7 protein-coding genes are annotated in these 13976 nt (G+C 52.4%); 5 read left to right on the top strand and 2 right to left on the bottom strand.

Annotation, left to right across the window (positions count from 1 at the left end):
* From AMR42_RS09465 to AMR42_RS09450, 4 genes are all read left to right on the top strand, one after another.
* Nucleotides 1-556, top strand: a 556-nt coding sequence (locus AMR42_RS09465) for an adenylate/guanylate cyclase domain-containing protein (protein ID WP_143473010.1), incomplete at its 5' end; no start/stop codon positions are given.
* Nucleotides 557-875: 319 nt separating this feature from the next.
* A complete protein-coding gene (locus AMR42_RS09460) occupies nt 876-1943 on the top strand; it encodes a Gfo/Idh/MocA family protein (RefSeq protein WP_099533203.1) in 1068 nt (355 codons plus the stop codon).
* A 194-nt stretch (nt 1944-2137) separates the two neighbouring features.
* Complete coding sequence (locus AMR42_RS09455) at nt 2138-3436, top strand: glycosyltransferase family 4 protein (RefSeq protein WP_099533202.1); 1299 nt, start codon at nt 2138-2140, stop codon at nt 3434-3436.
* Between the two features lie 143 nt (nt 3437-3579).
* Nucleotides 3580-6330 carry a tetratricopeptide repeat protein gene (locus AMR42_RS09450; protein ID WP_143473009.1) on the top strand — a complete coding sequence of 917 codons (2751 nt, stop codon included), beginning with the start codon at nt 3580-3582 and terminating at the stop codon, nt 6328-6330.
* A gap of 81 nt (nt 6331-6411) precedes the next feature.
* Here the strand turns inward: AMR42_RS09450 and AMR42_RS09445 are convergent, their stop codons facing one another.
* Nucleotides 6412-11733, bottom strand: a complete 5322-nt coding sequence (locus AMR42_RS09445) for a PAS domain-containing protein (protein WP_099533200.1) — start codon at nt 11731-11733, stop codon at nt 6412-6414.
* A 328-nt stretch (nt 11734-12061) separates the two neighbouring features.
* On the bottom strand, nt 12062-12445 hold the full coding sequence (locus tag AMR42_RS09440; RefSeq protein WP_099533199.1) for a universal stress protein: 384 nt from the start codon (nt 12443-12445) through the stop codon (nt 12062-12064).
* Nucleotides 12446-12531: 86 nt separating this feature from the next.
* On the opposite strand from AMR42_RS09440, the gene pgk reads away from it, so the two are divergent.
* A complete protein-coding gene (pgk, locus tag AMR42_RS09435; RefSeq protein WP_099533198.1) occupies nt 12532-13737 on the top strand; it encodes a phosphoglycerate kinase in 1206 nt (401 codons plus the stop codon).
* Nucleotides 13738-13976: the final 239 nt, after the last annotated feature.

The following is a 13976-nucleotide window of genomic DNA, read 5'->3' as shown; positions in this document are numbered from 1 at the left end:
CATTAATCTGATTCACTACCCGATTCTTTTTGCCGACATTGTAGGATTTACTTCCTTGGCGGCGCAACTAGAGCCTTTAGAATTAATTAATTGCTTAAATCAAGTTTTTTCCACCTTTGATCGGCTTGCGGAAAAGCACCATCTCGAAAAAATTAAGACCATTGGGGATGCTTACATGGTAGTGGGGGGCGTGCCGGTTCCCCAGGCAAACCATGCGGAATCCGTGGCGGATATGGCCTTGGAAATGCGATCGAGCATGGCCCATGCACTGGGGCCCTTGGGTGAACGGTTGGAAATCCGAATTGGCATCAACACAGGCCCAGTGATTGCCGGTGTGATTGGCACGAAGAAGTTCATCTACGATCTATGGGGCGATGCGGTTAATATTGCTTCGCGGATGGAGTCCCATGGGGTTCCTGGTTCGATTCAAGTCACCGATTCCACCTATGAACGGCTGAAGGATCGCTATCACTTTGAAGAACGGGGTTCAATTCACATCAAAGGTCGTGGTGAAATGAATACCTATTGGCTGCTGGACAAGCGATCAACCCTTTAGCCCTTCTTCAGCCCTTTTGATTTCTGGGGCAGTACTTTGGGGTTAGGTTTCGGATCTGATTTTTTGAGGTGCATTGCTGAGGTTCCGGACTGAGATTTTCCAGGTGGAAATTTTCCAGACCGGAATTATTAGAGGCTGCTGGAAAAGTATTGCTCAGGACTTGATCAGCAATTGCCCAGCTCCAATGGTTGTGGGAGCAAGGGGCTTGATCCTCTGGTTTCCGTCGATCGCTGGGGCCAGTTCTGGGTATCAATTTTGGCTTTTCAGACATTCTCTGATTCGGTTGAGATTCCTCGTTGACGTTTTTGGGCTAAAGGCAATGACCGATCGATTGGGACTGGCGGTATTTGGGGCGGGCCGGTGGGGAACACACCTCATTCGCAATTTTTTGGAGCATCCCCGATCGCACCTGAAGGCCGTGGTGGAAACCAATCCAGACCTGCTAGCCGCCGTGGGCGATCGATTTGCCAGCTATCCCGGTTGGGCCGAGGTGCAACGGGTCAGCGATCGCCGATCGATCTGGGGCAATCCGGATATTGGGGCGGTGGTGATTGCCACGCCGGCCGCCAGCCATTTTGAACTGGTGCGATCGGCACTGTTGGCGGGCAAGCATGTGCTGGTGGAAAAGCCCCTAACCCTGGATGTGGCTGAGTGCGAGGATTTATGTACCTTGGCGCAACGGGTCGATCGTCGGCTGATGGTTGACCATACCTATCTTTTTCATCCGGCGGTGGAAGCGGGGGCCAAAGCCCTGCAATCGGGCGCGATCGGCGATCGGCGCTATGGCTATGCGGCTCGCACCCATCTGGGCCCCGTGCGCCAGGATGTGGATGCGTTGTGGGACTTGGCCATTCACGACATTGCCATCTTTAACCATTGGCTTCAGTCAACCCCGATCGCCCTGCAAGCCAAGGGGCAAACCTGGTTACAACGGGGGCGCGGAGCCGGGCTTGAGGTGACCGATCGCCCCAGTCCTGCGGCGGGCTTGGCGGATTTGGTTTGGCTTACCCTTTACTACCCTGAGCAGTTCACCGCCACGATCCATCTGGCTTGGCACAATCCCGATCGGGCCCGGCGCTTGGCCCTGGTCGGAACCCGAGGCACATTGGTTTTTGATGAAATGAACGCCCGATCGCCCCTGACCCTGTGGGCGGGATCCCTGGAACAATCTGGCAGCCAATGGCTTCCTTGCAACCAATCGGAGCAGTTGATCGAGTTGGCGAGCGGTGAACCCCTTGGGCAGGTTTGCGATCAATTCCTGGCCGGCGTTTTGGATGGCGCACCGCTCGATCGCTCCGATGGTTCCATCGGCACGGCCCTGGTGCGGTTGTTGGCGGCCGCTTCCCGATCGTTAGCCCGTCAAGGGGAACTGGTTTGGGTTGCTTAAGGCATCTCAACCGAACGATCCCAACAGCGCTCCCAACGGTGCTCCCAATTCCGGCAGCGGGTTCCAGTCGCTGGCTGCTGGCCCCCAGGTCAAGGGGCGACTTGCGCAAATCTGCATTGCCCGTTTGGCCCTTCGGTGGGACACTGAGACTCGATCGAATTTCAGGACGACTTTTAGGACGACCCACGGCGATCATGCGAATTCTGTTCTTGCATCCCAACTTCCCCGCACAGTTTCGCCACGTCGCGGCGGCCCTCGGGCGCGATCCCGAAAACCAAGTGGTTTTTGGCACGAAAAACGAAAACCCCGAGTGGCAAATTGCCGGCGTTCAAAAAGTATTGTTCAAGCCCAGTCGCGACCCCGCCCCTGGAACCCATCACTACATCCGCCCCTTCGAGGCCGCCGTGCTTCAGGGGCAATCCATGTTCCGGGTGGCCGACGCGCTGAAGTCCAATGGATTTGTGCCCGATGTGGTCTATGGCCACTCCGGTTGGGGATCCACCCTGTTCATGAAGGATGCCTTCCCGGACACCAAGTTCTTGGGCTATTTCGAGTGGTTTTACAAATCCAAGGGAGCCGATGCGGATTTTGATCCGGCGGAACCCTTGTCCGTGGATGATCAGGCCCGAATTCGGATTAAAAATGCGTCGATTTTGCAGGATCTCTACACCTGCGATCGGGGAATTTGCCCCACGGCCTGGCAGCGATCGCAATTTCCCGCCGAATACCAATCCAAACTGCATGTACTGCACGATGGTGTAGACACCGATTTCTTTGTGCCCGAGCCGAACGCCAAGCTCGTGCTGCCGAATCTCGACTTGTCCCATGTGGATGAAATCGTTACCTATGTGGGCCGGGGCATGGAACCCTATCGCGGTTTCCCCGAGTTCATGGAATCGTTGGTTTATCTGCAAGAGAAGCGCCCCAACTGCCATGTGGTGATTGTGGGGAGCGATCGGGTTTGCTATGGCCGCGCCCTGCCCGATGGCAAAACCTATAAGCAACTGATGTTGGAACGGTTGCCTCTGGATCTGTCGCGGATCCACTTCGTTGGCTCCTTGCCCTATGGCCTGTACCTGAAGGTACTGCAAGCCTCGAAGGCTCACATTTACCTCACGCGGCCCTTTGTGCTCTCCTGGTCGATGATTGAATCCATGTCGGCTGGTTGCTTGGTGGTGGGTTCGGCCACTGCGCCCGTGCAGGAAGTGATTCGCGACGGGGAAAACGGCCTGTTAGCCGATTTCTTCTCGCCTAAGCAAATTGCCGATCGGGTGTCGGAAGTGCTGGAGCACCCGACTCAGATGGCCCACATTCGCCAAGCGGCCCGCAACACCGTTCTGGAGCGTTATTCACACCAAGCGCTCCTTTGGCGACATGTGCAGTTCCTGAAGGATTTTGCGGCCGATCGCCTGCCGCCGATTCAATATCCTCCCGCCAGTACCCTGGTGGATTACTACAACGAACCCAGTCGCGAGCCGGCCACGGTGGTCTAGGGATCTTCAACCCCTGTCAGCCGGGCTGAGCACTGGAGGGCCCAAGCGGGCGGGGGTTAATCAACGGTCGTGATTCTGGCCAATTGTTTCCCTCCAACTTGCGCGTTTTGCCAACTTCGCCTCCCTCTGCCCTGGATTTTGTCATGGATGATGCTGCTGTTTCTCAGGCCCTTACGCGGGCGATCCAACTGCTGCGATCGGGTCAGCTCGAACAATCGGGCCTGATTTACAAAAAAATCCTGGAGCACCATCCCAACCACCCAGAGGCGCTGCACTGGTTCGGGGCGATCGCCTATCAGATGGGTGAAATGGCGATCGCGGTGGAATATGTGGAAAAAGCCCTCACCCTCACCCCCAATGATCCGGCGGTGTTGAACACCTCGGGGCTAATTTGCCACGCGATCGGCAGTTGGGATCAGGCGCTTCAGTATTACACCAAGGCCCAAAAGATCAAGCCCGACAGTCCGGAGGTGTTGGATAACCTGCGGGCCTTGGTGGCGGATCTGTTGCCGGCCTACAGCCAATATGCCCAGTGGCATTACTTGGCGGGTAGTTTCGATCGCGTGGCCGAAATTGAGTTGGTTTCGGGCAACCTGCTGCTGGAAATTGGTGACCTGGCTGGCGCTGAACAACACTATCGTCGGGGTTTGGCCGTGCGCCCAACCCTCTGGGGCATTGAAGCTCCCGCCGCCGTGATCCAGGCCGATCGCGCCGGCCAGCCCGTTCCCCCCAAAGCCAGCCAAACCACCTGCGATTTGGGACGCGAAGCCGACCTGCGCACCATGGCGATCGCGGTTCCCTTTGCCCAGTTGTTGGAGCGGCTGGGGGCATTGCTGTTCGATCGGGGCGAATTGGACGCGGCCCATGAGCTGGTGACCGAAGCCCTCGCAATCCAAAATGCCTTCCCGGAAGCCCACAAGCTGCTGGGCAACATTATGCTCGGCCGCGGCAACTACCAAGAAGCCGCCAATGCTTACCAAACCGCTGTGCAGTTGAACCCCAACTACGCGGAAGCTTGGTCAAACTTGGGCAGCATTCTGCTCGGCAAGCGGCAAACGGACGAGGCGATCCAATGTTTTCAGCGGGCTATTCAGGCCAATCCGCAAATGGCCCAAGCCTACTGGAGCATGGGTTGCGCCTTTGAAGTGGCTGATAAAAAGGAAGAGGCTATCCAGTGCTGGCAGCAGGCCCTGGCGGTGGATCCAAAAGTGCAAGGGATTCAGGGCTACATCCGAATTGCCCAAACCCTGGTGGGCATGGGCAAGCGCCCGGAAGGGTTTGAATGGTATGAGCGGGCGATTCACTTCGATCGCAAGCACTTGGATGCCCATTGGGACTTGATGGAACATCTGCTGTTCTGGGGATATTTGCCCCAAGCCCGCCAAGTGGCCGATCGCTGTTGGCGCACCTTCAACGAACCGGGCAGCAGCCCTCGGGAGCGCGTTCTCGCGGGCATTATCTCGACCAAAGCCTTTTGTTTCATGGGCTTGGGCCATGTGGCCCGTCAGCGGTTCCTGGAAATCGAAAGTGAGTTTATTCAGGTTATTGACCAGCTTTCTCCCTTCGACATCACGAAGCTTTACGGGAACGTGCTGTTTGATATGCCGCACCTGCGGGACGATGTGGCGGCCAACACCAGGGTGGCCAACGCCCTGGCGGAAGCCTATCGCAAGCTGGTGGAAAATGCCTTTAAAGACCACCAAGCCGCCAATAGCCCCCTGTATGCCATGCCCACGAACCGATCGCCCCGCACGTCCGATCGGCTGCGCATTGGGTTCATGTCTCGCCACTATCGCCGCCATTCCGTGGGGTGGTGCAGCGGCGAAATCCTCACCGCCCTTAAGGAACATACGCCGCACCTGTTCCTCTATGTTACCGGCGATATGCCCAAGGACGATCGCACTAAGGTGTTTGAAGGCTTGGCCGAAAAGTTCTACATGCCCGGTGAGGAAGGATTCCCCGATGCCAACGCCCCCACTATCATTCGCCGGGCCCGGGAAGACAACCTCGATATTCTGTTTGACCTCGATTCGATCACGATTCTGCCTCACGCGGAAGTGCTCTATCACCGGCCCGCGCCCGTTTGCCTCACCTGGTTGGGCTACGACGCGCCCCACATTTGCCCCGATAACTACAACCTGGTGGACTGGAACACCCACCCGGCCGGCGTTGAGCACTATTACATCGAAAAGCTAGTACGGATGTCGGGTTCCTTTGCGGCCCTGTCCTATCTGCCGAGCGTGCCGACCGATCGGGCCAAACAGCGCCAAGCGTTCCGGATTGACCCCAACCAAACCATTTTCCTCAGCGTGCCCACGGGACAAAAGGTCAGCATGGAAATGCTGCAAGCCCAAGTTCATGTGCTGCGCTATGTGCCCGATAGCATTCTGTTCTTCAAATCGCGGATTGGGGATTTGGAACTGATGCTGAGTCTCTATCACGAGGAATGCCGCCGCCAGGGCGTGAACCCCAATCGGGTGCGGATGTTGCCCCGCACCGCCAGCGAGGAAGAACACCGGGCCGTGTATCAAATCACCGATGTGTTGTTGGATTCCTACCCCTACAGCGGCGCAACCCACAACCTGGAAGCCCTTTACTTCAACCAACCGATCGTGACCAGGGTGGGCGAGCAGTCCTTCTCTCGCTTGGGCTATTCCCTGATGCGGGCGGCGGGCCTCGACCAGGAGGGCATGGCCTGGACTTGGGATGAATATATTGAGTGGGGGGTGCGCTTAGGGCGCGATCGGGAGTTGTGCAATGCGGTGCGCCACAAGTTGCAACAGGCTAAAAATCCGGCCAATCCCGCCCCGCTTTGGAACCCTAAGGGCTTTGCGGCGGAAATGTACGGAATTTTGCAAGATTTACGCAGCAAGGCGGAATTTAGCCAAGTTTAAGGGGTTATGCTGCGGCTCTTTTGCTCCGCTGCCCGCTTGCTATCCTGAATTCTGGCCATTCAAAAGGCGCATTATTCAACATTACTCAAAAGGCGCATTCAGGCAGCGGCTAACCAGTTGATGGATTTTGTCAAAGGCAAAATCGTAAATTAGTTGGCCCAAATAATCAGACAACGGGGCCTGCTCTTCGGGAATGGTCTGGAGTAATTCGCGCATAGAATCTTCAGCGCAAAGGGCTGCGGCATGTTGTAACTGCATGAGCCAATCGCGAGGCATTTTGGCCAACAATTCTTGGCCCCGCTGGTGATGCCGAAGACCTGAGAGTGCGTCAGCGCGATCGCCCAATTGATCGGGAAAGGCATCCATGAAATGGTCGGAAAAGGGATCCGGCTGCTGATTTAGCAGTTGATTCAATGGATCTAATGGATCTAATGGATCTGGTGGATCTAATGAATCTGGAGGTTCTCGACTATCCAAAGCACCATTGAAGGGCGCAACCAATTCCGGGGAATGAGCCGGTTTTGTCAATGAAAAATCAGATCGATCCCTAGAGACCTGATGCAGCGGATCCGAGGAGCGATCGGCTTGCTGACAGTAATAGTCCAGTTTTTGGATCAGGACTTGATCGGAAATCGGCTTGCTTAAATAGTCATCACAGCCGACCGCGATCGCCTGATCTCGATCTTCCACCAACGCCTGGGCCGTGATGGCTAAAATTACCGTCGATCGCGAAGACTCCAACGCCCGAATTTGTTGAGTTGCCTGATAACCATCGCAACCGGGCATTCTTAAATCCATCAAAATTAAATGCGGATGCCAATCTTGCCACCGCTGCACCGCATCAGCCCCGTCCATGGCTTCCTGCACCACAAACCCCAATTGACTCAACAATTGCACTAACAACAGGCGATTATCTGGGCGATCGTCCACAACCAAAATGCGATAGCGCGATCGAATGGCTGCCAAACCGATCGTTGGTAATTCTGTTGGGCGATCGTTCGCCAGAGAATCAGCCACAGTTCCCGATTCCCGGTGACTCAGCCTTGACGGAGACAACATTCTAGAATCCAGGCGATCGCCCCAGAAGGACGCGGGCGATCGAGCTGATTCAGCGATCGTCGTTTGGTTTTGAGGCGGCCCCCAAGGCTGACGTTCAGATTTTTTCCCAGGCGATCGTCCGGTACACAGCGGTAAGGTAAACATGAACGTGCTCCCCAAACCAACGGCACTTTCTACCGTCAACACTCCACCCATTAACTGCACCAACTGTTGGCTAATTGTTAGGCCTAAACCAGTGCCTTCCGAGCTTTTTTTGCCGGCTGCCGATTGGGAAAAAGCATCAAAAATCGCTTTTAAATCCTCAGATTCAATCCCTACGCCCGTATCGATCACCTGAAACTGAAGATAGTCATGATTACAAAACTGCCCTTTATAGAACTCGTTCTGGCATGACTGAAACGTTGCAGCCTTGAAATCTGGATTCTCGGTTAATGTTGGGTCGCAAGCACCGGAATCAACCGGCGATCGCCCCTCTGCCAAAGATGGATAGGGATAGACTTGAAAGGTATTAACAATTAGGGTTGAAATTAAATCAACTCGAATCGCGATCGATCCTTGGGTGGTGAACTTAATCGCATTACCAACCAAGTTAAACAGGATTTGCTTCAGTTTTTTGGAATCTAAAATAATATATCGAGGAACTCTGTCGCCAATTTCCAAAATGAGTTGATTTTCTCGCTTAAGAGCCTGTTGTTGAAAAGCGATTTGCAAAGAATAGAGAATTTCATAAAGATCTACTTCTTCTTCGTCAAGGGTGAATTGACCCGCTTCAATTTTAGAAAGATCCAAAATATCATTAATGAGCATTAGTAAATGAGTGCCACTATTCTGAATTAAATTCATATATTCGCGATGGCTTTCTGATAAATGAATATCACGGTTAATGAGCTGCGAAAATCCCAAAATAATATTTAAAGGGGTTCTGAGTTCATGGCTCATATTTGCCAGAAATAGACTTTTTGCCCGATTAGCTGCCTCAGCCTTATCCTTCGCTTCCTGAAGTTGCAGCTCGGCCAGCTTGCGATCGGTAATGTCGCGAGCTGCCGCATAAATCACCGAGTTAACCGGCACGGAGCGCCATTCAATCCAACGATAGGAACCGTCTTGGCAACGATAACGGTTCACAAATCCATGAAGCTCCTTTTGATTAACCAATTCATTCAAAGCCAGCATAGTTTCTTCAACATCGTCTGGATGAACATAGTCCATAAACCGCGATCCCTCCAATTCTTCTAAGGGATAGCCCAGAATTTTAGACCACTGTAAATTCAAGCGTTGGAAGCGCCCGCTAATATCCGCAATACATAGTAAATCCAGTGCCACCGAAAAGAATTGATCGAGTTCTTCCGTTGTTTTAGCCAAGGCGTTGGCGATCGCCTTTTGATCTGTAATATCTTGAACAACCCCATGCCAAACGATTTCTTGGTTTCCACGAAGCTCTGGGCGTGAATTGGCTTGCAACCACTTCACCTTGCCAGAAGGTGTAATAATTCGCCATTCATGGCGGAAGTTCTGTAAATTTCGGCTAGACCATTCCACAGCCTGGATATAGTTTTCTTGATCATCCGGGTGAATTTGATTAAAAGTAATCATGGGATTTTGGATCGCTGCACTGAGAGGAACTTCATGAATTTCCTCAAAAGCAGCGCTAAGATATTCATACTCCACCGGTTTTCCCGGTTCTTCCACCACGGAATAGATCACCACAGGAGACACACTAGAAAGCCGTACTAGCCGACTTTCACTTTCATTCAAGGCATCTTGAGCAATCTTGCGATCGGTGATATCAATTGCAACGCCATACCAAGCAATTTCGCCATTTTCTCGTCGTTTTGGACTAGCACTTCCCTGCAACCATTTCACCTTCCCCGATGGATTAATGACGCGCCATTCATGCTCAAAGGGTCGTAAGTTTTCAATGCTGCGTTCAACGGCTTGGTTATAAGCTGCTTGGTCATCGGGGTGGATGCGATCGAGCAGAATATTGGCATCCTGAAGAATCGTCGCCACGGGAATTTCATGAATGGTTTCAGCCGCCCGACTGATGTGCTCAAAATAAAAGGAACCATCCAGGCGACGCACCAAAATATAGATATTAGCCGGTGAAGAATCGGAAATATCGAGAAATCTTGATTCACTTTTTTTCAGGGCAACCTCTGTTAGCTTGCGATCAGTGACATCAATGGCGGTAATCGTCACGTGCCAACAATCTCCTAACAAATCCCAAACGGCATTATTTGTTTGAGAAATCCACCGAATCCTCCTTTGGTGATCACGAATTCGATATTCATAAGTTCCCGTTCTTTCATGAAAAATATCTTCAATAATTTGATTTTGAATGTTTTGCAAATCTTCCGGCTCAATATCTTGCATCCAAAGATTTTGATTGGCTAATAGCTCTTCGCAGGTATAGCCAAATAAGGTTTCGCAACCGGCAGAAACGCGATCAATTTTCCAGGTGTGATTCTTAAAAAAACGCAGACTCACGATTCCCGCGATTGCGCTGTTTAAAATGTCCTTGGCTTGGGCCTCCGATGTTTTGAGGGCCCACTCTAGCTGCTTGCGCTCTGTGATATCTGCAATAATTCCGGTAACTTGAATAATTTCTTGCTGTGCATTCAGGATCGGCTTGCCTTTAATTTGAATGTAACGGGAATTGCCCTTAGCCGTGATGATTCGTAAATCAGCATCAAAAGCCCGATGAGCAATCACTGAATCGATGACATCTTGCTGAAATCGTTCTCGATAGGCCGGATGGATGAGGTTGATTAATTGCTGAGCTTTTAAACCCTTGGTGGGTTTGTCAAATTCACAAATTCGATAAATTTCCGGTGACCAAACGATCGACCGCTTGGCCACATTCAGCTCCCAATGGCCCACATGGGCAATTCTTTGGGCTTCTAAAAGACGGGCTTGGCTCTTTTGTAAGGCGGCGGTTTTTTCTTCAACCTTTAATTGCAGGGTTTTTTCATAATCTGCCTGGGCTTGTCGAGATTTTTTCAGTGCCTTCAGAACTTTTTGAATGGAAAGATTGAGCAGATCAAATTCCAAAATCTGGACATTTTCAATTGGCTGTAATTCTTGGGTGTGGTGATCATGGTTGAGAGCCTTGGTCGCCACTCGCAACCATTGGAGCGATCGACTAATCCGATAGCCAGTCCAAATTCCTGTGGCTACTGCTCCCAACAAAGCCAACAGGCAAAGCAAGATTGTGCGGTAAATATTGCTATGGATTTGATCCATAAATGCCGACTGGGGCAGCACAATCACCGTGAACCAGTTCAGCTCGCCTCGGATAGGAATAATTTGTACAAAATAGTTTTGCTCTTGAATTTGAATCGTTAGCTTAAGCTTTGTTTGAATTTGTTCTAGATTAATTTTGTTGTTTCTAATAATTTGTGCCGTTTTTGAAATTAAACTGTCCTTGCTTTGAGTGGCATCCAAGCGCCGATTATGGTGTTGAGTATTTTGGGCTAATATTTTTCGAGGACTGGCATCAAAGGGCAATTCATTGGCAGAGCTGGCCACCAACAGCCCGTTGGGTTCCATTACAAAAATTTGCCCTTGACCATTGGTGTTAATGGACTGGAGGAAGTCTCCAAATTGCTGTAAGTAAAAACTCGCTCCTAAAACTCCTTGAAACCGACCCGACTGGTCATAAAAAGGCACAGTCCGAATCAAGTGCAAGATGGGATTTTGTTTGCCCTTAGATAGACTAATTCCCATCGTCCAAAGACCAGCAGGGTTGCGCTGAGCCTTCAAGTACCAAGGATCGTGGGGGGGATCGCGATGGGGATAATAATCACGGCGAACTTCGAGCAAAACGCGCTGCTGACCCTGACGATTTGCCCAATAGCGAAGGAGCGATCGATCGGGTGAGGCAGCTTGCAACCGACGAATAATCAGCGCATTTGGATCCGGACGCTCAACGGCTAGAAAATCGCCCGCTTCATTAGACAGGGCTAAAGTACTCAGTTTAGGAAATAGCTTAAGCTGTTCAATAAAAAATGACTCAAGCTCGTCTAAATCTAGGCTATTCAAGTGACCTCTATGGATCAAAAAAGCATTGTTTTGAGTTGTGATTTTGGGAATCGATAGGTAATGATCTAAATCCTGCTGAACTTGGTTTGCTTTATTGTCTAGCAGCCGATCGACCAAAGATTCAACAGCATCGCTGCCACTGCGATAGGACAAATATCCCACCAAGCCCACCACGATTCCCACTTGCAGCACAAAGGGAACCGTAATGACGTAATTGAGGGGAAGTTTATGTGTTGCAATTCGCCGAGCCAGCCTTTTCAGATACCCGGGAAAACTGACCTGCTGTAGAGACCCGAAATTCATAAGTACCCAAAATAAGACCCAGAGTTAGAAGGGGGGTGCTGGTGTCCCGGGAAATGTCGCATGGGTCTAACCAGCTTTTGCAGGAAGCTTTTGCAGGAATTAATCCCACCATAACTCTGATAACAAGCAAAAGCGCCCTCCTTTTTAGCAAGGAAAGCGCCCTAATTTAGCGATGTATGAAGCCTGCCGCGCTCCGGCGTAAATGCACGGGAACTCTTTAGAAACTGACTTTCCCTGGCAGAATTACTCCAGTCCAAGGCTTCAGACAAGCTTGTTTTAGTTTTGATTTTGGCTGGTGTTGGCTTTGCTGTTTTACGAATCCCTGGTGCTAAGGAACGATCAACACCGGACAGGGAGACAAGTCAATGACGCGATGGGCAGTGCTTTCGGCGGCTCCTTCGGTGGTTAGACCCATGCCCCGGCTGCCCATGACGACCAGGCTGGCTTCCACTTCATCGGCCACATCACAGATGGTGAACGCAGGCATTCCCTCGCGCTCAATCACTTCGGCTTCGAGACCCCGCTCAGCAAACATGGCTTTAGCCCGGCTGAGGAGGGTTTCAGCCGCTTCAATGGCCCCTTCATCGGGGCCGGGAACGACCGACAGAATGACTAATCGACTGTTGTGCAGTTGCGCCAGTTGGGCAACGGTTTCGGCCGCCTCACGAGATTCGGGCGATCGATCGATCGGAAAAAGAATCGTCTCGAACATCTTTAGGGGAAAATATTCACCGCGTGAACTTCCGCGAAAACTCCCGCGCGAATTTCCGCGAGACGCATTGAAAGGAGGTTTTTATCGTGTCAAAGAAAACTGTAGCAAATTTGTCGGCGGCTGATGTAGCTGGCAAGCGCGTCCTTGTGCGCGTTGATTTCAACGTACCTCTCGACGATGCTGGCAAAATCACCGACGACACCCGGGTTCGGGCCGCCCTGCCCACAATCCAAGACCTGACCGGCAAAGGCGCGAAGGTCATCCTGGCCAGCCACTTCGGCCGTCCTAAGGGTAAGGTTGTTGATTCGATGCGTCTCACGCCCGTGGCCGTGCGCCTGTCGGAACTGCTGGGCAAACCGGTAGTTAAAACCGACGACTGCATTGGCGACGAGGCAGCAGCAACGGTTGCAGCCATGAACGATGGCGATGTGGTGCTGCTGGAAAACGTGCGGTTCTACGCGGAAGAGGAAGCAAACGATCCTGAGTTCTCGAAGAAGCTGGCTTCGCTGGCTGATTTGTACGTGAACGATGCGTTCGGTACGGCTCACCGGGCCCATGCCTCCACCGAAGGCGTGACCAAGTTCCTCAGCCCCTCCGTTGCGGGTTACCTGATCGAAAAGGAACTGCAATACCTGCAAGCGGCGATCGAAAGCCCCAAGCGTCCTCTAGCGGCAATTGTGGGTGGCTCGAAGGTGTCGAGCAAAATCACCGTGATCGAAACTCTGCTGGACAAGGTGGACAAGCTGTTCATCGGCGGCGGCATGATCTTCACCTTCTACAAAGCACGCGGCTTATCCGTGGGCAAGTCGTTGGTGGAAGACGACAAGCTGGATCTGGCCTCCGCTCTGGAAGCGAAAGCCAAGGACAAGGGCGTGGAACTGTTGTTGCCGACCGATGTGGTGTTGGCCGATAACTTTGCGCCCGATGCCAACAGCCAAACCGTCAGCGTGGATGCCATTCCCGATGGCTGGATGGGTCTGGATATTGGCCCCGACTCGGTGGCGGCGTTCCAAAAGGCGCTGGCAACCTGCCAATCGGTGATCTGGAACGGGCCCATGGGCGTGTTCGAGTTCGACAAGTTCGCGGCCGGCACCAAGGCGATCGCGGAAACCTTGGCGACCCTGACTCCGAAGGGCGTGACCACGATTATTGGTGGTGGCGACTCGGTGGCAGCGGTGGAAAAGGTGGGTGTGGCTGACCAAATGAGCCACATTTCGACCGGTGGCGGTGCAAGCTTGGAGTTGCTGGAAGGCAAAGTGCTGCCCGGGATTGCGGCATTGGATGAAGCCTAAGTCTCAGGCTAGGATCCATTAACCGCTGAAGATTGCGGGAATCCCTGAAGATCACAGGAACAAGGGGCTTAAGCCCCTTGCCTTGCAATCCTCATATGGAATGCGGGGGCACACCATCGTTGCAATTCTCCTGCGGGAGAGCACGACGGTGCGTCCCCAACCGGGTTTCCGCTTTCCTGCTTGGGGTTTTTGGAATGACTCTTGAGTTTGAATAACTTAAGTTTGAATAGATTTAAGCC

The sequence above is a fragment of the Limnothrix sp. PR1529 genome (assembly GCF_002742025.1).
Taxonomy (GTDB): domain Bacteria; phylum Cyanobacteriota; class Cyanobacteriia; order CACIAM-69d; family CACIAM-69d; genus CACIAM-69d.
Note: the sequence above shows the minus strand (reverse complement) of the source record. Positions and strands in the feature narration are given on the sequence as shown.

Bases quoted from the DNA above. Each gene is read 5' to 3' on its own strand.
- AMR42_RS09460 (WP_099533203.1), top strand. From the start codon at position 876: ATGACCGATCGATTGGGACTGGCGGTATTTGGGGCGGGCCGGTGGGGA.
- AMR42_RS09440 (WP_099533199.1), bottom strand. From the start codon at position 12,445: ATGTTCGAGACGATTCTTTTTCCGATCGATCGATCGCCCGAATCTCGT.
- AMR42_RS09450 (WP_143473009.1), top strand. From the start codon at position 3,580: ATGGATGATGCTGCTGTTTCTCAGGCCCTTACGCGGGCGATCCAACTG.
- AMR42_RS09455 (WP_099533202.1), top strand. From the start codon at position 2,138: ATGCGAATTCTGTTCTTGCATCCCAACTTCCCCGCACAGTTTCGCCAC.
- AMR42_RS09445 (WP_099533200.1), bottom strand. From the start codon at position 11,733: ATGAATTTCGGGTCTCTACAGCAGGTCAGTTTTCCCGGGTATCTGAAA.